The sequence below is a fragment of the Streptomyces sp. NBC_01214 genome (genome assembly GCF_026340975.1).
In the GTDB taxonomy this organism is placed as follows: Bacteria; Actinomycetota; Actinomycetes; order Streptomycetales; family Streptomycetaceae; genus Streptomyces.
Window position 1 is genome coordinate 1,511,849 of sequence record NZ_JAPEOS010000002.1, and the last position, 20,837, is coordinate 1,532,685.

The 20,837-nt window shown below is 72.6% G+C and carries 23 protein-coding genes and 1 pseudogene; 15 read left to right on the plus strand and 9 right to left on the minus strand.

What is annotated here, in order from left to right:
* Window positions 1-74 precede the first annotated feature (74 nt).
* The 4 genes from OG594_RS31790 to OG594_RS31805 all read left to right on the plus strand — a co-directional run bounded on the left by OG594_RS31790 (window position 75) and on the right by OG594_RS31805 (window position 3,341).
* Entirely contained in the window at window positions 75-917 is an 843-nt protein-coding gene (locus OG594_RS31790; RefSeq protein WP_266605594.1) for an AraC family transcriptional regulator, read from the plus strand.
* A gap of 10 nt (window positions 918-927) precedes the next feature.
* Complete coding sequence (locus OG594_RS31795; RefSeq protein ID WP_266605596.1) at window positions 928-2,253, plus strand: DUF2716 domain-containing protein; 1,326 nt, start codon at window positions 928-930, stop codon at window positions 2,251-2,253.
* 135 nt (window positions 2,254-2,388) lie between these two features.
* Window positions 2,389-3,036 (plus strand): AzlC family ABC transporter permease, encoded by a 648-nt coding sequence (locus tag OG594_RS31800; RefSeq protein WP_266606656.1) that lies wholly within the window; start codon window positions 2,389-2,391, stop codon window positions 3,034-3,036.
* Window positions 3,033-3,341 (plus strand): AzlD domain-containing protein, encoded by a 309-nt coding sequence (locus OG594_RS31805; protein WP_030010743.1) that lies wholly within the window; start codon window positions 3,033-3,035, stop codon window positions 3,339-3,341. The genes OG594_RS31800 and OG594_RS31805 overlap by 4 nt, the downstream gene beginning before the upstream one ends.
* Here OG594_RS31805 and OG594_RS31810 read toward each other — a convergent pair.
* Entirely contained in the window at window positions 3,310-4,302 is a 993-nt protein-coding gene (locus OG594_RS31810; RefSeq protein ID WP_266605598.1) for a hypothetical protein, read from the minus strand. The genes OG594_RS31805 and OG594_RS31810 overlap by 32 nt on opposite strands.
* Window positions 4,303-4,383: 81 nt before the next feature.
* Between OG594_RS31810 and OG594_RS31815 the strand changes: the two genes are divergently transcribed.
* Together OG594_RS31815 and OG594_RS31820 are read left to right on the plus strand one after the other, a co-directional pair.
* On the plus strand, window positions 4,384-4,578 hold the full coding sequence (locus OG594_RS31815; RefSeq protein WP_033217375.1) for a DUF3046 domain-containing protein: 195 nt from the start codon (window positions 4,384-4,386) through the stop codon (window positions 4,576-4,578).
* Window positions 4,579-4,688: 110 nt separating this feature from the next.
* A pseudogene (locus OG594_RS31820) lies at window positions 4,689-5,840 on the plus strand (AI-2E family transporter); the annotation flags it as partial.
* A 16-nt stretch (window positions 5,841-5,856) separates the two neighbouring features.
* Here the strand turns inward: OG594_RS31820 and OG594_RS31825 are convergent.
* On the minus strand, window positions 5,857-6,612 hold the full coding sequence (locus OG594_RS31825; RefSeq protein ID WP_266605601.1) for a Clp protease N-terminal domain-containing protein: 756 nt from the start codon (window positions 6,610-6,612) through the stop codon (window positions 5,857-5,859).
* A gap of 158 nt (window positions 6,613-6,770) precedes the next feature.
* Here OG594_RS31825 and OG594_RS31830 point away from each other — a divergent pair, with 158 nt between their 5' ends.
* The 8 genes from OG594_RS31830 to OG594_RS31865 all read left to right on the plus strand — a co-directional run bounded on the left by OG594_RS31830 (window position 6,771) and on the right by OG594_RS31865 (window position 14,372).
* Window positions 6,771-7,394 carry a class I SAM-dependent methyltransferase gene (locus OG594_RS31830; RefSeq protein WP_266605603.1) on the plus strand — a complete coding sequence of 208 codons (624 nt, stop codon included), beginning with the start codon at window positions 6,771-6,773 and terminating at the stop codon, window positions 7,392-7,394.
* 105 nt (window positions 7,395-7,499) lie between these two features.
* Window positions 7,500-7,967, plus strand: a complete 468-nt coding sequence (locus tag OG594_RS31835) for a hypothetical protein (protein WP_266605605.1) — start codon at window positions 7,500-7,502, stop codon at window positions 7,965-7,967.
* 97 nt (window positions 7,968-8,064) lie between these two features.
* Window positions 8,065-9,432, plus strand: coding sequence for an SMI1/KNR4 family protein (locus tag OG594_RS31840; protein ID WP_266605607.1), 1,368 nt, complete (start codon window positions 8,065-8,067; stop codon window positions 9,430-9,432).
* Window positions 9,433-9,521: 89 nt separating this feature from the next.
* Window positions 9,522-9,650, plus strand: a complete 129-nt coding sequence (locus OG594_RS31845) for a hypothetical protein (protein WP_266605609.1) — start codon at window positions 9,522-9,524, stop codon at window positions 9,648-9,650.
* A 66-nt stretch (window positions 9,651-9,716) separates the two neighbouring features.
* Entirely contained in the window at window positions 9,717-9,857 is a 141-nt protein-coding gene (locus OG594_RS31850; protein WP_266605611.1) for a hypothetical protein, read from the plus strand.
* Window positions 9,858-10,043: 186 nt separating this feature from the next.
* Window positions 10,044-11,150 (plus strand): recombinase RecA, encoded by a 1,107-nt coding sequence (gene recA / locus OG594_RS31855; protein ID WP_266605613.1) that lies wholly within the window; start codon window positions 10,044-10,046, stop codon window positions 11,148-11,150.
* A gap of 3 nt (window positions 11,151-11,153) precedes the next feature.
* Window positions 11,154-11,720: a recombination regulator RecX gene (gene recX, locus OG594_RS31860; RefSeq protein WP_266605615.1), complete on the plus strand. Its 567-nt coding sequence runs from the start codon at window positions 11,154-11,156 to the stop codon at window positions 11,718-11,720.
* Window positions 11,721-11,810: 90 nt separating this feature from the next.
* Window positions 11,811-14,372 (plus strand): ABC transporter permease, encoded by a 2,562-nt coding sequence (locus OG594_RS31865; RefSeq protein ID WP_266605617.1) that lies wholly within the window; start codon window positions 11,811-11,813, stop codon window positions 14,370-14,372.
* Window positions 14,373-14,507: 135 nt separating this feature from the next.
* Here OG594_RS31865 and OG594_RS31870 read toward each other — a convergent pair whose 3' ends face one another.
* From OG594_RS31870 to OG594_RS31880, 4 genes are all read right to left on the minus strand, one after another.
* The gene (locus OG594_RS31870; RefSeq protein ID WP_266606657.1) at window positions 14,508-14,903 is read right to left on the minus strand and encodes a rhodanese-like domain-containing protein; all 396 of its coding nucleotides are present in this window, start codon (window positions 14,901-14,903) and stop codon (window positions 14,508-14,510) included.
* Window positions 14,894-15,442, minus strand: a complete 549-nt coding sequence (locus OG594_RS31875; protein ID WP_266605619.1) for a cysteine dioxygenase — start codon at window positions 15,440-15,442, stop codon at window positions 14,894-14,896. Before OG594_RS31875 ends, OG594_RS31870 begins: the two co-directional genes overlap by 10 nt.
* A 77-nt stretch (window positions 15,443-15,519) precedes the next feature.
* Window positions 15,520-15,606 carry a putative leader peptide gene (locus OG594_RS47425; protein WP_311318651.1) on the minus strand — a complete coding sequence of 29 codons (87 nt, stop codon included), beginning with the start codon at window positions 15,604-15,606 and terminating at the stop codon, window positions 15,520-15,522.
* Between the two features lie 32 nt (window positions 15,607-15,638).
* A complete protein-coding gene (locus tag OG594_RS31880; protein ID WP_266605621.1) occupies window positions 15,639-17,246 on the minus strand; it encodes an NAD(P)/FAD-dependent oxidoreductase in 1,608 nt (535 codons plus the stop codon).
* Window positions 17,247-17,803: 557 nt separating this feature from the next.
* Here OG594_RS31880 and OG594_RS31885 point away from each other — a divergent pair.
* Window positions 17,804-18,127 carry a hypothetical protein gene (locus OG594_RS31885; RefSeq protein ID WP_266605623.1) on the plus strand — a complete coding sequence of 108 codons (324 nt, stop codon included), beginning with the start codon at window positions 17,804-17,806 and terminating at the stop codon, window positions 18,125-18,127.
* Window positions 18,128-18,297: 170 nt separating this feature from the next.
* Here the strand turns inward: OG594_RS31885 and OG594_RS31890 are convergent, their stop codons facing one another.
* The 3 genes from OG594_RS31890 to OG594_RS31900 all read right to left on the minus strand — a co-directional run bounded on the left by OG594_RS31890 (window position 18,298) and on the right by OG594_RS31900 (window position 20,794).
* The gene (locus tag OG594_RS31890; RefSeq protein WP_266605625.1) at window positions 18,298-19,188 is read right to left on the minus strand and encodes an amino acid ABC transporter permease; all 891 of its coding nucleotides are present in this window, start codon (window positions 19,186-19,188) and stop codon (window positions 18,298-18,300) included.
* Window positions 19,185-19,859 (minus strand): amino acid ABC transporter permease, encoded by a 675-nt coding sequence (locus OG594_RS31895; RefSeq protein WP_266605627.1) that lies wholly within the window; start codon window positions 19,857-19,859, stop codon window positions 19,185-19,187. Before OG594_RS31895 ends, OG594_RS31890 begins: the two co-directional genes overlap by 4 nt.
* 83 nt (window positions 19,860-19,942) lie before the next feature.
* The gene (locus OG594_RS31900; protein WP_202199416.1) at window positions 19,943-20,794 is read right to left on the minus strand and encodes a glutamate ABC transporter substrate-binding protein; all 852 of its coding nucleotides are present in this window, start codon (window positions 20,792-20,794) and stop codon (window positions 19,943-19,945) included.
* Between the last annotated feature and the right edge of the window lie 43 nt (window positions 20,795-20,837).

The following is a 20,837-nucleotide window of genomic DNA, read 5'->3' on the forward strand; positions in this document are numbered from 1 at the left end:
ATCGTGCACCCGGCCACTGACAACGGGCCGGACCTGGGCAAACGCACGACGCGGGCGGGGCGCAGAATGGGGGGATGGGGACGGACGGGGGCGCCGGGGGGCGCCGGGAGTGGGCACGGCACTGGCAGTACGCGGAACTGCCGGGCCTCGACCTGCTGCGCGCCCACTACGTGCGCCACACCTTCCCGCGCCACGCGCACGACGGGTACGTCATCGCGGCCGTCACCGGAGGCATCGAGGAGATCGGGCTCCCCGGCCACGTGGTGCGCGCCGGGCCCGGCAGCGTGGTCCTGATCAACCCCGAGGTACCGCACACCGCGCGCGCCGGCGTGCCCGAGGGTTGGGCGTACGCCACCCTCTACCCCTCCAGCGAGCTGATCGTCGAGGTCGCCGAAGACCTCGGCATCCTGCGCGGCACCCCCGGCTTCACCACCGACATGGTCGCCGACCCCCAGGGCGCGCAGGCCATCACCGACATCCACCGGGCCGCGGAGGCGGGGAACGCGCTGGCCGCCGACACGCTGCTGCGCAGCGTGGTGGCGCGGATGCTGACCCGGCACGCCGGACCGCTGCCCGCCCGTACCGTCCGTGGTGCGGGCGGTGCCGATGCCGCGGCGGCCCGGGCCGTACTGGAGGAGCGGATGGCCGACCCGCCGTCGCTGGAGCAGCTCGCCGCGGAACTGGGCACGAGCCCCTTCGCCCTGCTGCGGGCCTTCCGCGAGTGGTACGGGATGCCGCCGCACACCTGGCTGACCGACGCCCGAGTCCGGCAGGCGCGCCGGCTCCTCGACGCCGGTACGGCGCCCGCGGAGGCGGCCGTCACCGTGGGCTTCACCGACCAGCCGCACCTGAACCGGCACTTCACCCGGATCGTGGGGGTGCCGCCCGGCGCGTACCGGCGGGAACGCGCGCTCTAGGCTGCCGACCATGGACGTCGGGGGAGTACGGGCACGCTACGAGGCGCAGGTGCGGGGACGGGTCCCCGAGTGGCCGGCCGTCGGCGCCGTGGTCGAGCGGGACGGTCCCCTCGTCCGTACCCACTACGGCACGCACGGGACGGTGGAGCACCCCCCGCTCCCGGCCCGCGTGCCGGACCTCGACGCGCTGGTCCTGCGCCAGCGCGAGGCCTTCGCGGCGCGGAGCGAGCCCGCGCGGTGGAACGTGTACGGCACGGAGGCGCCCGCTCTGGCCGGGGCGCTGGCCGCCGCGGGATTCGTCCCCGGGCCCGAGCGTTCGCTGCTGGCCGCCGAGTTCACGCGGTTGACTCCGGACGGCGCGGACGGCGCGGACGCACCTGACGGCCGGCGATCGGGGGTGCGCTCCCTCAACAGCGGTACCGAGGATTCCGCCTGGTGGGTGGCGGCCCGCGAGCTGGCAGCCGCCTCCGGTCCGCACGCCAAGGGCCTCGCCGAGTTCGAGGCCGACGGCGGCCCCTCCTACGGCCGGGCGGATGCCGCCGTGCTGCTCGACGAGCGGGGGCGCGCGGTCGCCGCGGGGTGGGCGGCGCGCGTCCCGGGAACCTCTTTCGTCTCGCTCGGCGGGCTGACCGGGCCGCACCCCGAGCTCCTGCGGCCCTGGCACGCGCTTGGGGAAGCCGACCACGTGACCGGCCCGGCGACCCACTACGTCGCCGAGGCCTCCGGAGAGCTCCGCACGGCGCTGCTGTCGGCCGGCTTCGGCGAGCTGACCTCCGTCCGCACCTTCCGCTGGGACCCGCCCGGGACCCCCGCGCCCGTGCGGCCCGTGCGACAGCTGCTCGGCGAGCACCACACCGGCCCGGTGTGGGAACGGTTGGAGCGGGAGTTCGGCTTCCGGCCCAGCACCACTCGCTTTCCCGGCTTCGAGGCGCCGGCGCCCTCCGTCACCTGGTCGCTCGACGCCCTCGACCAAGGCGGAGACGAGCGCCTCGACGCCCTCCACCGGATCGCGCAGCGCGCACTGCGCGCGGTCACCGTCGCCGTCACCGGGCCCGAGCTCCAGCCCGGCGACGGGCGGACGCTGTACTGGCTCGACTGGCAGCACATCGGCTACGCCTTCGACCCGCACCGGGTGGGCGGCCCCGGCCGCCCGGGGTGGCCGGGTGCCGTCTACCCGGACGGCGACTACTACCTCTACCTCGACCCCGAGCTGCGCTTCGGGACGCTCGGGCACCCCTGGGAGCACACCCTGTGCGTGTTCGGGGCGCCCCTGCTCGCCGAGGCCGAGGCGGAGCTCACCGCGCTGCTCGGGGAACCGGTGCGCCGGCGGGACTGACGCCGGGCGCGCGCAAGAACGTACAAGACCCGTCCGACGGGCCCCGCGTAGTTTCGGGGTGTGGGAGAGAACCAGCTGGTCACAGAGCCAGAGATACGAGAGGCGCAGGCGCCTGACGAGCGGCCGCGCGCCGCGGTGGTGCGGGACGCGCTCGGGGTCGGGGTGGCCGTCGGACTGTCCGGGTTCGCCTTCGGGGTGACCGCCGCCGGGGCCGGCATCAGCACCCTCCAGGCCTGTGTGCTCAGCCTCCTCGTCTTCACCGGCGCCTCGCAGTTCGCCCTGGTCGGGGCGCTCGCGGCGGGCGGGAACCCGTTCACCGCCGCCGCCGGGGCCTTCTTCCTCGGGACCCGGAACGCCTTCTACGGGCTGCGGCTGTCGCAGCTGCTCAAGCTGCCCCGCCCCGTGCAGCCCCTCGCCGCGCACTGGGTGATCGACGAGACCACCGCCGTCGCGCTGGCCCAGCCCGACCGGAAGTCGGCCCGGCTCGGCTTCACCGTCACCGGGCTCACCCTCTACGTGCTGTGGAACCTCACCACCCTGCTCGGCGCGCTCGGAGCCGAGGCCATCGGGGACACCAGGGCGTGGGGCCTGGACGCCGCCGGACCCGCCGTGTTCCTGGCACTGCTGGCCCCGATGCTGAAGACCTCCACAGAGCGGGCCGTCGCCGCCCTCGCGCTCGTCCTCGGGCTCGGCTTCCTGCCCGTACTGCCCGCCGGGGTGCCCGTGCTGATCGCGGCCCTGGCCGCCCCCGTCGTGCTGTGGATGAAGGGACGCCGTCCGTGAACGTCTGGATCGCCATCGGCCTCACCGTCGTCGGCTGCTACGCCGTCAAGCTCGCCGGGCTGCTCGTCCCCGCCGGGGCCCTGGAACGGCCGCTCGTGCGCCGCCTGGCCGCCCTGCTGCCGGTCGCCCTGCTCGCCGCCCTCACCGCCCAGCAGACCTTCAGCACCGGGTCCGCCCTCGTCGTCGACGCCCGCGCCGCCGGACTCGCGGCCGCCGGGCTGGCGCTGCTGCTGCGGGCCCCGTTCCTGGTCGTGGTCGCGGCCGCCGTGGTCGTCACCGCGGGGGTACGGGCCCTGGGCGGCTGACCTGGGCGGGCAGGCGCCCGTAGGCGCGCAGGGTGAGCAGGGCCTCCAAGGTGGCGATCGGCCGCCGCTCCAGCGAACTCCCCGGCGCCCAGGCCCGCCGGCGCACCGGCCAGCCGCCGTCCGGCTGCTGCTCGGAGGCCAGGAAGTCCAGTGAGCGGCGCAGCTCCGCGTCGGTGAACCAGCCGCGGGCCAGCGACTCTGGCCGTCGGGCGAAGTCGTGTGGGTACAGGCGCTCGCCCGGCGCGTAGCCGGGGGCCTCCGGGTACTCCGCCCGTCGCACCGGATCGAGCACCACGAGCCGCTGCTCGCGCACCAGCCGGCCGAGCCGGTCCGCGGCCGCCGCCGCGCGCGCCCGGTCGGGGATGCCGTCGAGGAAGGCCACCGCGCTCTGGATCTCGTACGGGTGCGAGTGGCGCAGGCTCTCGACCCGGTCCCAGCAGAAGTCCGTGGCCCGGAAGAGCCAGGCGTGCCAGACCCGGTTGCGGTGCAGTACGCCGACGACCGGGCCCGTGGTCAGGAGCTCGCCCGGCGGGTCGTCGTGCACGGGGTGGTAGGGGGCCGCGGGATAGTCGCGGGGGGCCGGGAAAACCACCGGAAGCGCGCCGTCCGCGGTGGAGACCCCGGTCAGGTGGCGGCAGAGCCGCTCGACGCGCTGCCCGGCGCAGCGGCCCAGGCTGTCGAGCACGCGCAGCGCGTGCGCGGTGTGCAGGGGCTGGCTGAGCGGACCGCGAAGATCCGGATCGAGGGCGTGACCGTAGCCTCCGTCCGCGTTGAGATACGAACCGAGGGCCGTGTCCACCGGGTCGGCGTCCCCGCCGAGGAAGTGGAACGCGAACCGCCGCTGCTCGAGCACGCGGGCCGTGAGCCAGATGAACCCTTCGGCGCGGGCCAGCGGGGTCTGCGGGGGCTGAGAGGGCTGGGGGGTCTGCGGGGTCTGCGGGGAAGCTTCGTCTCCGGGCATGCGTGCAACGTAGGACGCAGTGGTGCGGCGGGGAGGGCCGAACGCGGGCGGTGCACTCTCCCGGGGCGGGATACTGGGGGCATGCGGTTGACGATTTTCTGGGAACGGATGGCGGAGCACTTCGGCGCGGGCTATGCCGACTCCTTCGCGCGGGACCACGTCATGACGGAGCTGGGCGGGCGGACCGTCCACCAGGCCCTGGACGCGGGCTGGGAGACCAAGGACGTGTGGCGCGCGGTGTGCTCGGCCATGGACGTGCCGGCGTCGCTGCGCTGACCAGCGCGCTGTTTCGCGGGGGCGGGCGCGGGTGGGACAGACTTGGCGCCGTGGCAGCCAGCGAAGAGACGACCGATCAGTCCGCCGAGGCGCGGGGGGTGACACCGCCGGTGCAGGCGGAGGAGCCGAAATCGCCGGGTCAGCCGGGTCAGCCGGGTCAGCCGGGTTCACCGGGTTCACCGGGTCCGCCCGGGTCGCCGCCGTCCGGTGCGGCCCCCGCCGCGGACGACGCCCGCATGCCGCGCTGGCTGCCGCGCGCCGTGATCCTCGTACTGGCCCTCGTGGCCTGTTTCCAACTCGGCAGCTGGGCCTTCCACCAGCTGATAGGCCTCCTCGTCAACATCCTGATCGCGTTCTTCCTCGCGCTCGCGATCGAACCGGCGGTGGCCAGGATGGCGGCCGGCGGCATGCGCCGCGGGGTCGCCACCTTCGTGATGTTCCTCGCGGTGTTCGTCGTGACCGTCGGCTTCCTCGCGCTGCTCGGCTCGCTGCTCGCCGGGCAGATCGTCGCCATGGTCGAGGGTTTCCCGGGCTATCTCGACTCGGTGATCAAAGCGATCAACTCCACCTTCCACACCGAACTGTCCCGGCTGGAGATCCAGGAGAGCGTGCTGCGCTCCGACTGGCTGCGCAAGTACGTGCAGAACAGCGCGTCCGGCGTGCTCGACGTCTCCGCCACCGTGCTCGGCGGACTCTTCAAGCTGCTGACGATCGGGCTGTTCTCCTTCTACTTCGCCGCCGACGGACCGCGGCTGCGGCGCGCGCTGTGCTCCGTACTGCCGCCCGCGAAGCAGGCCGAGGTGCTGCGCGCCTGGGAGATCGCCGTCGCCAAGACGGGCGGGTACCTCTACTCGCGCGGGCTGATGGCCCTGATCTCCGGTGTCGCGACCTACATCGTGCTGGCCGTCCTCGGGGTGCCGTACGCGCCCGCGCTCGCCGTGTGGGTGGGACTGGTCTCGCAGTTCGTCCCCACCATCGGCACCTATCTCGCGGGCGCGCTGCCGGTCCTGCTCGCCTTCACCGTGGATCCCTGGTATGCGCTGTACGTACTCGGCTTCGTGGTGATCTACCAGCAGTTCGAGAACTACGTCCTGCAGCCGAAGCTGACCTCGAAGACCGTGGACATCCATCCGGCGGTGGCCTTCGGATCGGTCATCGCGGGCACCGCCCTGCTGGGCGCGGTCGGGGCGCTCATCGCGATCCCGGCCGTCGCCACTTTGCAGGCCTTCCTCGGTGCGTACGTCAAGCGCTACGAGCTGACCCGGGACGCGGACTCCTCTACTTCTCGTCCGCGGCGACGCGTACGGCTGCCAAGGTTTCGCTGACGATCGCCTCGACGGCGGCCTTGTCCAGACCCAGGCCGCTCAGCGGGCCCTCGCCGTTCTCCAGCTCCAGGAGCGCGAGCAGGACGTGTTCCGTGCCGACGAAGTCGTGGCCCAGGCGAAGCGCCTCGCGGAAGGTGAGTTCGAGGGCCTTCTTCGCGGACGCGTCGAAGGGGATCAGGTCGGGGACCTCCGGCTGGGCCGGGGGCAGCAGGGCGGTCACGGCGGCGCGCACGTCGTCCGCCGCGACCCCTTGGGCGCGCAGGGCGTGCCCGGCGAGGCCCTCGGATTCGGCGATGAGGCCCAGGACCAGGTGCTCGGTGCGGATCTCGGTGTTGCCGGCGGCGCGGGCCTCGTTCTGGGAGGTCATGACGATGTTGCGGGCGCGGGGGGTGAACCGGCCGAAGCCGGCGCTCGGATCCATGCCGCCGGCGCCCTCCTTGTCTGCCTTGGGGACGAAGCGCTTCTGGGCCGCCTGGCGGGTGACGCCCATGCTGCGGCCGATGTCGGTCCAGGAGGCGCCGGAGCGGCGGGCCTGGTCGACGAAGTGGCCGATGAGGTGGTCCGCGACGTCCCCGAGGGCCTCTGCCGCGACGACGGCGTCGCTGAGCTGCTCCAGGGGGTCAGTGTGGACCTTGTTGATGGCCTCGATCAGGTCGTCGAGGCGTACCGGATTGGTCATGCGAACGGGTTCCACCGAAGGGTTCGTCATAGGTGCAACCCTAGGTTGACACTTCGGCGGGTGTCAACCCTGGGTTGTCACTCGTGGGGTGTTCGCGGGGGAGTTCGTGAGGGAGTTCGTGAGGGGCGTTCGTGGGCGCGGTGCCGCGGTGCCATCCTGAGGAGGAAGCGCGAGACGCGGAGGCCGCCATGGGGTTCTACGCCGAGCAGGCAGTGCCACGGATCCTGAACGTCGCCTGCGGGGCCAAGATGGCCCGGCCGCTGCGCCGCCGGGTCTGCGCGGGGCTGGTGGGCGAGGTCGTCGAGATCGGCTTCGGCGCGGGGCACAACGCCCCGTTCTATCCGCAGGCCGTCACGGGCGTGTCGGCGGTCGAGCCCTCCGACGTCGCGTGGCGGCTGGCCGCGGAGCGCGTGCGCGGCACCCGCGTCCCGGTCCGGCGGGCCGGCCTGGACGGCCAGTCGCTGCCCTTCGACGACGGCGGTTTCGACTCTGCGCTGTCCACCTGGACGCTGTGCACCATCCCGGACGCCGTAGCCGCCCTGCGCGAGCTGCGCCGCGTGCTCAAGCGCGGCGGAACCCTGCACTTCGTCGAACACGGGCTCGCCCCGGAAGGCGATTGGCGCGTGCGCCGCATGCAGCGACGGCTCGAACCGCTGAACATGCGGCTCCTGGGCGGCTGCCACCTCACCCGCTCCGCCCCGGACCTGCTGGCGGCGGCGGGATTCACGATCACGGCCCTCGACGTCTTCTACGAGGAGGGCGCGCCGAAGTTCCTGTGCGCCGACTCCCTCGGGACGGCGATCTCCCTCTGACCGACGACCCGTCACGAAACCATCACGAGGGGCACGGGCCCCGAGCGTCCCTGACAGCATCGGTCGGACCGATCCAGGGGGGTTCCAGGTTCCATGAGATTCCGTGTGCGCGTCCCCGCAGCGCCCCGTGCCACCGCCGTCGCCACCGCCACCGCCACCGTCGTAGCCGTCGCGCTGTTGCTCGGAGGCTGTTCCCAGACCCCGGCCGAGCGGCTGGAGGAGTGGTACGGCTCGGGAGGCGAGGACCAGATCAAGAAGCTGAACGAGGACGCCGGCCGGGTCAACGAGGTGAGCATGCGCACGATCGACGTCCAGGGGCCCGCCTGCCAGGACCTGCTGGCCCAGACCGCCGAGGCCGAGAAGCTCGACCCGATCCCGGACGAAGCCGCCCAGCGGTACTGGAAGGAGGCCCTCGGCGGATTCCGGCGGGGGGCGGCCGAATGTGCCGACGGGGCCGCGAAGAAGGACGAGAGCCAGGTCTCCCGGGGCATCAGGGGAGTCCAGACGGAAGGCCTCCCCAAGTTGGTCAGCACCGTCTCGATGATCAAGGCGGGCTTGGCCGCGGCCAAGTGACCTGACCGGGGCGGGCGTCGGTGGCGCTGCGTAGGGTCCGTGTAGGGCCGGCGGTGGTGGACGACGACCGGCCGCCGCACCCGACCGGAGGCCGTTCTTGCCCGCGATGCACGATTTCGCGACCTGGGAGCCGCTGCTGCGGATCCTGCGCGCCGACGGCGCGCGGACACCAGCGGCCCCGGGCGGCCACCTGGCGGGACGGATCGGCCGGCGCGGCTGGGTACGGGTTCCTGGACGCCCGCGGCGCGGACGGGCGGACCGGGCCGAGCTCGACGCGGTGGAGCGGGTGTTGCGCGCGCTCGCGGACGCGGAGGCCGGTGACGTCTCCTTCAAGGCGGAGATCTCGCCGACCGGGGCGACCGCGCTCCACCTGCTCGATCCCGGACCCGCCGTGGAGCCCGGCCCCGCCACCGTGCACCCGGGGGCGCTCCTGCTGGTCGAGGGCGCGCTCCCCGAACCCTGGCGCCGTCTCCCCGATCCGACGCCCGGGGCGGCGCCGTCCCCGTCGGCGGATCCGGCGTTGCTGGAACGCACGCTCCGCGCGCGGGTGCCCGGCGCCCGGGGGGCTGCGGAGGCGGAGATCGCCGCCGCGGAGAAACGGCTCGGCGTCATGCTGCCCGGCGAGCTCAAGGTGCTCCACCGGGTGGCCGCGGCGGGGCGCAGGGGCCGCGGCGGCGACGACGAGGCAGCCGAACACGCCGAACACCTCGACCGGGCGGTCGGCTGCGAACTCCTCCCCCTGGAGCGCATGTACGTCGCCCACGCCCCCACCCGTCCGTGCGGCTGGCGGTCCGCGGCGAGGCAGGTCATCGTCACATCGCCCGGCGCCGCCGTGCAGGGCCTGGTCGGTTCCCCCGGCTGGATCGTCTTCGCGGTCGGCGGCGGAGGCGACCCGATCGCGGTCGATCTGACGCCGGGCCCGGGGGGCGCCCTCGGACAGATCGTGCTGCTCGACCACGAGCAGGTCATCGGTGCCGAACTGCTCGCCGACTCCCTCACCGACCTGGTGGTGAACGGACGTCGGGAAGGGCGCCGCGACCGCCGGTGGGACCGGCCGCCGCCCGGGGCCCGGACCGACCTCGCGCGCCTGACGAACCCCCGTGCCGCCGTCGACCCCCGCCTGGAGGTCCTGACCACCGGCGGATGGCAGGGCGCACCGCTGAGCCTCGTGCCCGTCATGGGACTGCCCCGGCTGCGGACCCTCACCGCCTCCCCGGGCACGCTCGCCGACCCGCTGGAGATCGCCCGACTGACCGCACTGGAGTTCCTGGAGCTGGGCCCGCAGGACTGGCGCGTCCTGCTCGATGCCGGAGCCGTGCCGCGCGGCCTCGCGGCGGCCGCCATCGAGGTGCACCGCGACCAGGACCCGCTCCCCGTCGTGGAACTCGCCAACGAGATCCTCGCCCTCCGGGACCGGCCCCCGATCACCCGGACCGTCCTCCACGGTGACCTCGGTCCCGCCTAGGCCGGGCCGGGCGACACCCGGTCTCCTGCGACGTCCGGGATCCCGCAATCGCTTCGCCCCCGGCGCGGGGTACTGCCTACCCTGCTCGCATGGCTCATGCGAAGACCTCGTACGTCTGCCCGCCCGGCAGGGCCTCGTACGAGCAGCCCCACGGCAGGGACCGGGAGCGGACCGGCAGACCCTTCGTAGGGGCGCTCGTGCTGTGCGACCTGCCGTGACCGGGCAGGACGCCCCGGCGCGACGCGCGTCGCCGCCGGCTCCTCACGCGCGGTCCGGGAGGCGCTGTGGAATCTGATGACGGTTCGTGGTGGGTGATCTTCGCCGTTGCGGCCGGGGTGACGGTGGTCCTCGGCGCGTTGTTCCTGTCCGTGGTGGCCGTAATCGTCCTCGCCGTCGGCCGGGTGCGGCGCAGGCGTGGACGCTGACGGGGCGCTCCTCGTCCCGTCACCGCAGGGTGGGGCGGGGGCGGGCGTGGCGCGCTTGACAGGAAAATCGAACATCCATTCTGATGGGTTATCCACAGCCGAAGTGCTCGTGGAGGCGCATTGTCAGTGGCAGGCATTAGCGTCAGTGACGTGAAGCGATCGACTCAAGCAAACCGGGTGGAACCCATGGCAGGCACCGACCGCGAGAAGGCTCTCGACGCCGCTCTCGCACAGATTGAACGGCAATTCGGCAAGGGTGCGGTCATGCGCCTCGGCGACAAGCCGAACGACCCCATCGAGGTCATCCCCACCGGGTCGACCGCGCTGGACATCGCCCTCGGCGTCGGCGGGCTGCCCCGCGGCCGTGTGATCGAGGTGTACGGCCCTGAGTCCTCCGGTAAGACGACCCTGACCCTGCACGCCGTGGCCAACGCACAGAAGGCCGGCGGCACCGTCGCCTTCGTGGACGCCGAGCACGCGCTCGACCCCGAGTACGCGAAGGCCCTCGGCGTCGACACCGACAACCTCATCCTGTCGCAGCCGGACACCGGCGAGCAGGCGCTGGAGATCGTGGACATGCTGGTCCGCTCCGGTGCCCTCGACCTGATCGTCATCGACTCCGTGGCGGCCCTCGTGCCGCGCGCTGAGATCGAGGGTGAGATGGGTGACTCGCACGTCGGTCTCCAGGCCCGACTGATGAGCCAGGCGCTCCGGAAGATCACCGGTGCGCTCAACCAGTCCAAGACCACCGCGATCTTCATCAACCAGCTCCGCGAGAAGATCGGTGTGATGTTCGGCTCGCCCGAGACCACCACCGGTGGTCGCGCGCTGAAGTTCTACGCCTCCGTGCGCCTCGACATCCGCCGCATCGAGACCCTGAAGGACGGCACGGACGCGGTCGGTAACCGCACTCGCGTCAAGGTCGTCAAGAACAAGGTCGCGCCCCCGTTCAAGCAGGCCGAGTTCGACATCCTCTACGGTCAGGGCATCAGCCGCGAGGGCGGTCTGATCGACATGGGCGTGGAGCACGGCTTCGTGCGCAAGGCCGGCGCCTGGTACACGTACGAGGGCGACCAGCTCGGCCAGGGCAAGGAGAACGCCCGTAACTTCCTGAAGGACAACCCCGACCTCGCCAACGAGATCGAGCGGAAGATCAAGGAGAAGCTGGGCGTGGGTGTCCGCAAGGACGCCGCCGAAGCCGGTACGGACGCGGCCGACGCCGCGGCCACCGCCGTGCCCGCCCCGGCAACGAAGGCCAAGACGACGGCCAAGGCCGCCGTGGCCAAGAGCTGACCCGTGCGGGAGCAGGAAGGGGGCGGCGAGCGCCGGGACGGCCGTGAGGGCCGTTCGGAGTTGCCGCCCCAGAGCCCCGAGGAGCAGGCGCGGGCGATCTGTCTGCGCCTGCTCACCGGGAGCCCGCGTACCCGGCGCCAGCTTGCGGACGCCCTGCACAAGCGGGGCATCCCCGAGGAGGTGTCGCAGCAGGTCCTCTCCCGGTACGAGGAGGTGGGCCTGATCGACGACGCGGCCTTCGCCGGAGCCTGGGTCGAGTCCCGGCACCGCGGCCGGGGCCTGGCCCGCCGGGCGCTGGCCCAGGAGCTCCGGACCAAGGGGGTGCACGCCACCCTCGTGGAGGAGGCCCTGGAGCTACTGGACTCCGATCAGGAAGAGCAGACCGCCCGGGAGCTCGTGGAGCGCAAGCTCCGTTCCACCCGGGGGCTGGAGCGGGACAAGCGGATCCGGCGCCTCGCCGGGATGCTCGCCCGCAAGGGATACCCGGAGGGCATGGCCCTGCGGGTGGTGCGCCGCGCGCTGGAGGCGGAGGGCGACGACGCCGACGACCTGGGGTACCCGGGGGAGTGAGCCGGTGGACCCGGGGTGGGGGTAGCCCCCGGGACCAGACGCCGGGGCACGCCAATGTCAAGCACCGGGCACGGCGGCAGAGTTGGCCGCATGATGCTGCGTTACGCCCTCCAGACCATCAGGGACCGCAAGGCCGGTTTCCTCGGCGCCTTCGTCGCACTGCTGTGCGCGGCCGCCCTCGTCACGGCCTGCGGGACACTCCTGGAAACGGGCCTCCGCGGAAAGATCGGCACCGAGCGCTACGCAGCCACGCCGATCCTCGTCTCCGCCGACCAGAACGTCCACGAGACCACGGTCAGGGAGAAGAAGGGCGGACGGACCAAGGCCAAGCACAAGGCCAAGCCCGTCGCCGAGCGGGCCTGGCTCCCCGCCGCCACCACGGACACGGTCCGTGCCGTACCCGGCGTCGAACGGGTCGTCCCCGAGCTCACCTTCCAGGCCGTCCCGCTGCTCGAGGCCCCCGGGGCGCCGGTGCCCTCGTACGGGCACGCCTGGGCCTCCGCCGCACTGACCCCCTTCACCCTCAGCGAGGGCCGCGCCCCGCAGAGCGGCGGCGAGGTCGTCGTCGACCGTGCCCTGGCCGCCCGCGCCGGGCTGGAGCCCGGCGCCGAGTTCGCCGTGCAGTCCACCGGCGAACCCAAGACGTACCGGGTCAGCGGGGTCGCGAAGACGGACCGGGGCGCCCGGGGCGACCTCGCGCAGCAGCACGCGCTCTTCTTCAGCGACGACGAGGCCCGGCGCCTCGCCGCCCGCGACGGCCAGGTCAGCGCCATCGGAGTGCTGCCCGCGCCGGGTGTCGGCGCCACCGAGCTCGCCGCCCGCGTCGAGCGGGCGTTGCAGGGCACCACGGCGCAGGTCGCCACGGGCGATGACCGCGGCCCCGTCGAATTCCTCGACGCCGCCGGCGCCCGCATCAAGCTGGTCTCCATGGGCGGTGCGATGGGCGGTACCTCGCTGCTCGTTGCGATCCTTGTGGTCGTCGGCACCTTCGCGCTCTCCGTCCAGCAGCGCTACCGCGAACTCGCCCTGCTGCGGGCCATCGCCGCCACCCCGGGGCAGCTACGCCGCATGATCGGCAGGGAAGCGCTGCTCGTCGGCCTGGCCGCCGGCGGTGCCGGAGCGCTCGCCGGGCTACCGCTCGCCGCCTGGCTGCACGGCCGGTTCGTCGACAGCGGGGTCGTCCCCGTCACCCTGGAGCGCACCGCCGGCATCTTCCCTATGTGCGCGGCCGTCGCCGCCAGCCTGCTCGGAGCCTGGGCCGCCGCCCGGATCACCGGCCGCCGGATCGCCCGAATCCGCCCGGCCGAGGCGCTCGCCGAAGCCGCCGTGGAGCGGGGGCGGCCCGGTTGGATCCGCAGCGGGCTCGGCGTGCTGCTGCTGGCGGGCGGGGCGGTGCTGGTCGTCGCACTCGGCTCGTTGCGCACCGAGCCGGCCTCCACCCCGGTCACCTTCCTCGCCGTGGTGGTACTGGCCGGGGCGGTTGCGCTGCTCGGCCCGCTGCTCGTACGGGGCGCCACCGCGCTGCTCGCCGGACCGCTGCGGCTGGCCGGCCCGGGCGGCCACCTGGCCACCGCCAACCTGCGCGGGAACGCCGCGCGCATGGCCTCCGCCGTCACCCCGCTCGCGCTGCTGATCGGCATGACCTGCACCGTGCTCTTCATCACCCCGACGCTCGGGAACGCCGCCCGGGCCCAGGCCCGCGACGGGATCCGGGCCCCGTGGGCACTGGCCGCGCAGGGGCCCGGAGTGACGCGGGAGGCAGCCGAGCGGGTCCGGCGTACCCCGGGAGTCGCGGCGGTCACCGAGATCGTGCACACATCGGTACGGGTGGGGCTGACGAAGTACGCCGCCCAGGGCGTGACCCCGGCCGGGCTGACCCGGACCTGGGACCCGGAGGTCACCGGCGGCAGCCTGGACGGCTTCGGCGGGGGGAACGCGGCGGTGAGCGAACTCGCCGCCGACCAGCTGGGGCTGAAGCCGGGGAGCCCGCTGAAGCTGACACTGGGGGACGGAACACCGGTCACGCTGACGGTCTCGGCCGTGTACGCGCGGGGCCTCGGCTTCGGCGATATGACGCTGCCGCACGGGCTGGTGGCCGCGCACGCGGACAATCCGCTGGCCGCCGGCGTGTTGGTGGCGGCGGAACCGGGTTCCGCGGTCGGACGGGAGCAACTGGCCGCTGCGGTAGAGGCGTTCCCGAACGTACGGGTGCTGTCCGCGGCGGACGCAGACGCGGTACGGGCGGAGCGGCAGGACGCCGGGGCGGAGATCAACCTGTTGGCGATGGGGCTGGTGCTGGCCTTCACGGCGATCGCGGTGGTGAACACGCTCGCGATGTCGACCGCCGAGCGGTTCCGGGAGTTCGCGATGCTGCGGCTGGCCGGGGCGAAGCGCCGGCAGGTGCTGCGGATGCTGCGGACGGAGGCGCTCGCGGTGGCCCTGATCGGGACGGCGCTGGGTTCGGGGATCGCGCTGGCCGTACTGACCGCGTTCAGCGTGGGCATGACGGGGGTGGCGGCGCCCGCGGTGCTGCCGGTGGCCTACGCGGCGGTGGTGGGGGTGGCCGGGGTGCTGGCCCTGGCCGCCACCGCCCTCCCGGGCCGGGTGGCCTTGCGGGTACCTCCGGTGGCCATCGCCACGGCGAAGGGGTAGCCCCCAGAAGCGCTGCTCGTGCGTCGCCGTTGCCGGGGGCACTGCCCCCGGAACCCGCGCCTCAATCGCCGGCGAGGCTGGATTTTCCAGCCCGTCCGGCGTTTGAGGACCGGGTCCGGGCGGAGCCCGGGGATTTCAGGCGGGCGCGACCGGGAGGCCGGCGGACTTCCAGGCCTGGAAGCCGCCGGTCAGGTCCGTCGCGCGGTGGAGGCCCAGGGCATGGAGCGAGGCCGCGGCGAGGCTGGACGCGTAGCCCTCGTTGCAGACCACCACCACCTGGAGGTCGTGGCTCGTGGCCTCGGGGAGGCGGTGGCTGCCCCGTGGGTCCAGGCGCCACTCCAGCTCGTTGCGCTCAACCACCAGTGCGCCCGGGATCAGCCCGTCCCGCTCGCGCAGGGCCTGGTAGCGGATGTCCACCAGGAGGGCACCGGCGCGGGAGGCGGCGTACGCCTCCCGCGCATCCACGCGGGTGTAGCCCGCGCGGACCCGCTCCAGCAGTTCGTCGATGCCGATCGGGGCGCTCACTGCCAGTCCGCCGGACGCTCGACGTGCTCCAGGCTGAGCACCGGGCCGCTGCGGCTGTAGCGGCGGATCAGCGGGAGCGGCGGGTAGTAGGCGTGCACGGAGACCGCGTGCTCGGCCTGCGACTCGTTGAGGACCTCGTGCACGTGGTGTTCCCGGAAGGCGCGCCCCGATCCCGCGGCCAGGGTGCGGCGGCGGTCGACGTCCGGGGCCAGTTCCAAGGACTTCCAGCCCTCCGCGGGCAGGCGCACGGTCAGCGAGTGCTCGGTGAGCCGGCCCTGGGCGGTGGCGAACGCGCCCCGCGATTCGGCGTGGTCGTGCCAGCCGGTGCCCGTGCCCGGCGGCCAGCCGATCAGCCAGGCCTCGCTGCCGCCCGGCCCGTCCAGCCGGATCCAGGTGCGGCCCTCGGGATCGAGCGGCAGCGAAGCCACGATCTCCGGGTCGGCCGCCGTGCGGAGGGCGAAATCGAGGAGCTCGGCGGCCGTGGGGCCGTCGGCCGCCGGCGAGGACTCCGGGGCGTACGAGGGTGCGGATGCGGGAGCAGACATGAAGGGGACCGTTCCTGGGTTCGCGGAGGTGCGCGCAGGCCGGTGGACGGCACGGGGCGCGCGGGAGGAAGGGCGAATCAGCAGGAAGGGCGACACACGCAGCCCGCGTAGCGGAGCAGGTCCATATGGACCCTCCGCCACAGGCGTACGTCGTTGCCGGTCATTCCGCGAGTGAACCACGGAGTTCCGGAGACGGTCAATCGATCACCACGGTCGGTGCGGGGGCCGGCGACGGCGTCGGTGACGGTTTCGCCGTGGACGGCGCCGGCACCCGGGACGCGGGCGCGCCCGCCCGTAGGGTGTCCGCCGCCTCGTACAGCTCCGCCGGGCGGACCCCCGCGAAGGTCGCCGCCAAGTGCCCGTCGGGCCGCACCAGCAGTACGGTGTGCGCCGGAGCCCCCGGGTAGCTGTCCGCGACCAGCAGGTCGGTACGGACCGGGAGGGCGCTCACCGCCGCGGCGAGTCGGGGCATCAGTCCGGCGCCGAGCCAGTGCCGGCGGTCCCAGACTCCAGTGCCGGGAGCCACCAGGACCACCAGCAGCCGGCCCTGCCCGAGCAGGTCCCGCAGGGGCACGGTCGCCCCGTCGGGGGCGGTCACCGCAACGTTCGCCACCGGGCCGCCCGGCTCCGTGGCCGTCGGGACCTCGCGCACGGCGACCGGCGGGGCGTACGTGGGCTCCGCGCCCAGCGGCCCGCGCCCCAGGTGGCCTTCGGTGAGCAGGGATTCGGCGGAACGCGCGGCGCCGGGGAGGTAGGTGCGCAGGCCGCCCCCGGCCCGCAGCGACGGCATCGCCTGGTCGGCGGCGCGCAGCCGGGAGGCGACCGCGGTGCGCCGCTCGCCCTCGTAGCTGTCGAGCAGGGCCTCGGAAGCCCCCTGGTGCCAGACCAGGGAGAGCTTCCACGCCAGGTTCTCGGCGTCCCGGAGTCCCTCCTCGACCCCCTGGGTGCCGAGCGCGCCCAGCAGGTGCGCGGCGTCTCCGGCGAGGAAGGCGCGGCCGTCGCGCCAGCGCCGGGCGAGGCGGTGGTGCAGGGTGTGGACCCCGGTGTCGATGAGGTCGTACGGGGGTGTCGTGCCGCCGCACCACACCGCGAGGGTGTCGCGGATCAAGGTCACCAGTACGTCGGGGGTCACGAGTTCCCCGCGGGGCGGGAGCAGCCAGTCCAGCCGCCACACCCCGTCGGGCAGTGGTCGGGAGGTGACCTCGTGCGGCGGGTTGCGGTGCAGCAAGGCCTCGCCGGGCCAGGGCAATTCGGTGCGCAGCGCGGCCACGGCGTGCCGCTCCACGGCGGTGCGGCCCGGGAAGCGGATGCCGAGCAGCTTGCGCACGGTGGAGCGGGCGCCGTCGCAGCCGACCAGGTAACTCCCGCGCCACCAGGTGGTTTCGGCGCCCCGGGTGTGCGCGGTGACGCCCCGGCCGTCCTGCTCCAGGGAGTCCAGCTTGCTGTCGGTGACCAGTTGGACGAGCGGGTGGGCCGCGGCTGCGTCGCGCAGTCCGCGCGTCAGCGCGTGCTGCGGCACGTGCAGCGGGGCCGGGTGGTCCTCGAAGGTGATCCGCCGGTCGGTCTGGCGCCGGCGCATCGTGCGCCAGGCGGCGAAGTACGCCCCCTCGTCGCGCAGCGTCGTACAGCCCAGTCGGTGCGCCATGGCCGCCGTTTCGGCGTGCAGGACGACGGTACGGGCCGGGCGGACCTCTTCCTTGCCGGGCCCTTCGTCGAGCACGACGGAGGGCACGCCCGCACCCGCCAGGGCGAGCGACAGGGACAGCCCGACGGGTCCCGCGCCGACGACGATCACCGGGTCCATGGCGCGGCTCCCGATGTCCGGTATGTGATCACAGAACGTATGCAACCCACTGTAGGTGCCCGCGTCAAGTGACCCTGGTCGGCGCAGCGGTAAATGGAATCGGAAATTCCGAAAGGGTCGTCACTTCCGTCGCGGCCGACACCCTCGCGGAGCATCGAACCGCGCTACGGCCCGGCCGTTCCCGGTGGTCGTGGCGGTCCCGCATCGCGGGCGTCGCCGCCCGATGGGAGCCGGATCAAGGGCGGGTCGCATGACGGTCGGGTCGCACGACCGTCGGTGATTCGGGGGTCGGGTCCACCCCGGCCGTTCGGCCGATTTTCGACACGGTGCGGCCCGAATCCACCCCTTCGTAATTCGGCCAGTTTTCCGGAACTAATCCCCTCGGTTTTTTATTGGGGCGGGCTGACCGGTCTTCTGCTCTTTTCCTTTCGGCGGCCATGGGGGTGATTCTCAAGTAACCCTCAGAAGGTTGCTCTTCTGCTTGCCGGGTTCTGGTGGGGGTGGAACTGTCGTGGCACCGGGAATTTCCGGATCGACCGAGAAAAGGACGGGCGAAAATGAAGAAGCGGTACACGGCACTGCTCGCCGGTGCGGCGATGGCGCTCCTCGGGCTTCAAGGGGGCGTGGCGACCGCGTCCCCTACGGGCTGGCCGACCGGGTGTGCCAACGAGAGGGCCTCGACCGGCGCGGGCTGGTTAGCCACCTGTCGTCACAGCAACGGTGGACACTACAAGGCGGCGGTCATCTGCGTGCGCGAGGACGGCGGCGGCGACGTCAGCGTTCATTCGGTGGAATGGAAGGACGGGCGCGATCCCTCGTTCATCGCCTGCCCGCCGTTCACTTCGGTGAAGAGCGGCGGCATCATCACGAGGTCCTATTGATGGACTAGATCGCTCGACGCTCCACCGTGAGGCGACCTTCGAAGCCGGAAGCCGCGCCGATCGGTACAACGCAGTGTGGTGCGGCGGATGAATTCCGCCGCACCACACAGGCTGTGCACTATGAATGACGTGAGGTCAGGCCCCGAAGGGTTCCCGGACCGGGAGGGCCGTCAGATCCCGCCCGAGTTCGCCCCGGTGGCCATGTCGTTCACATCGTTGACGCCGACCACCGTACCGGTGCTCTTCTTCGACTTCCGCAGCCGGCCTTCCAGCAGGGAGGCGGACGAGGTGAGGGCGAAGTTCACGGCGATGTAGATCAGCGCGATCACGACGAGGGTCGGGATGGTGTTGCTGTAGTTGGCCGAGATCTGCCGGTTCGCCGACAGCAGTTCCGCGAAGCCCAGCAGGGCGCCGCCGATCGCCGTGTCCTTGAGGATCACCACGAGCTGGCTGACCAGGGCCGGCAGCATCGCCGTCACGGCCTGCGGGATCAGCACGTGGAACATCGTCTGGCCCTTGCGCATGCCGATCGCCTTGGCGGCGTCGCTCTGGCCGTGGGGCAGGGAGAGCACGCCCGCCCGGACGATCTCGGCGATGACGGCCGAGTTGTAGAGGACCAGGCCCGTGACCACGGCCCAGAAGGGCCGGGTGTCGGAGGGGACGTCCAGGAACCGCGGCGCCATCAGCGCGCTGCCGAACAGCATCAGCATCAGCACCGGGATGGCACGGAAGAACTCCACCCACGCGCCGACCGGCCCCCGCACCCACGCGTGGTCCGACAGTCGGCCGATGCCCAGCAGCGCGCCGAACGGGAGGGCGATCAACATGGACAGGGCGCCGGCCTTGAGCGTCTCCAGCAGGCCCGGCAGCAGGTACGTGGTCCAGACCTGGCCGTCGGTGACGAACGGCGTCCACTTGTCGGCGTCCAGCTGGCCCTTCTCGCCCATGAGGGACAGCGCCCACCACAGGACGAGCCCGAACAGCACGACGAAGATCCCGCTGTAGATCCAGTTGCGCACCTTGGCCTTGGGGCCGGGGGTGTCGTACAGCACGGAGCTCATCGCTTCACCGCCACTCGCTTGGCGACCCAGCCCAGCAGAAGACCGGTGGGCAGGGTCAGAAGGACGAAACCGAGGGCGAAGATCGCGAAGACCGCGAAGAGCGCCTGCGGCTCGTTCTCGAGCATTTCCTTCATCAGCAGGGCCGCTTCGGCCACGCCGATGGCCGCAGCCACCGTGGTGTTCTTGGTGAGCGCGATCAGTACGTTGGCGAGCGGTGCGACGACCGCCCGGAAGGCCTGGGGGAGCACGATCAGGGTGAGCACCTGGAAGAAGCTCAGTCCCAGCGCGCGGGCCGCCTCGGCTTGGCCGACGGGCACGGTGTTGATGCCGGAGCGCAGGGCCTCGCAGACGAAGGTCCCGGTGTAGGCGATGAATCCGAGGACCGCGAGCCGGAAGCCGATCTCCTTGAACGTGCTGCCGCCCAGGGCGATGCCGAGGGTCTGGTTGAGTCCCAGCGAGCAGCCGATGATCAGCAAGGTCAGCGGGGTGTTGCGGACCAGGTTGACGTAAGCGGTGCCGAAGGCCCGCAGCAGCGGGACCGGGCTGACCCGCATCCCGGCCAGGGCGGTGCCCCAGATCAGGGATCCGGCCGCCGAGTAGAGGGTGAGCTGAACCGTCACCCAGAAGGCTCCGAGCACGTCGTACTGCCCGGAATCAAGAAAATCGAACACGATGCCCTGCGCTCTCCCCAGGATGGCCGGTGAGGTGCGCCGCCGCCCGCGGCAGGCGGGCGGCGACGCTCCTCACCGATGAATCAGCTGCCTTCGGTGATCTGCGGGGCAGGCTCGTTCTTGTAGTTGGCCGGGCCGAGGTTCTTGTCCACGGCCTTCTGCCAGCTGCCGTCCTCGACCATCTTCTTGAGCGCGGCGTTGATCTTGGTCTGGAGCTCCTTGTCGCCCTTCTTCAGACCGATGCCGTAGTTCTCGTTGCTCAGGCTCAGCCCGACCAGCTTGAACTTGCCCTTGTTCTTCTCCTGCGCTGCGTAGCCCGCCAGGATCGAGTTGTCCGTGGTGAGGGCGTCGACGGCCTTGTTCTCCAGGCCGGTGAGGCACTCGGAGTAGCCACCCTGCTCCAGCAGGTCGGCCTCGGGGGCCAGCTTGGTCTTGACGTTCTGCGCCGACGTGGAGCCGGTGACCGAGCAGAGCTTCTTCTTGTTCAGGTCCTCGGCCTTGGTGATGCTCGTGTCGTCGGCGCGGACCAGCAGGTCCTGGTGCGCGAGGAAGTACGGGCCGGCGAAGTCGACCTTCTCCTTGCGCTTGTCGTTGATCGAGTACGTCGCGACGACGAACTTCACGTCACCGTTCGAGATCAGGTTCTCGCGCTCGGCGCTGGGGGCCTGCTTGAACTCGATCTGGTTCGGCTCGTAGCCGAGCTCCTTGGCGACGTAGGTCGCGACGTCGACGTCGAAGCCCGTGAACTTGCCGTCCGGGGTCTTCAGGCCCAGACCGGGCTGGTCGTACTTGATGCCGACGACGATCTTGTCCTTGGCGCCACCGGAGGCACCGCCGTCACTGGCGGCGTCCTGCTTGCTGCCGCCACACGCGGTCGCGGTCAGGGACAGGGCGACGGCGACGGCCGCGGCCGCAGCGGCCTTGGAGATCTTCATGGTGAACTTCCCTCGGATGAGACGTGGTTGAACGACGAGCGAC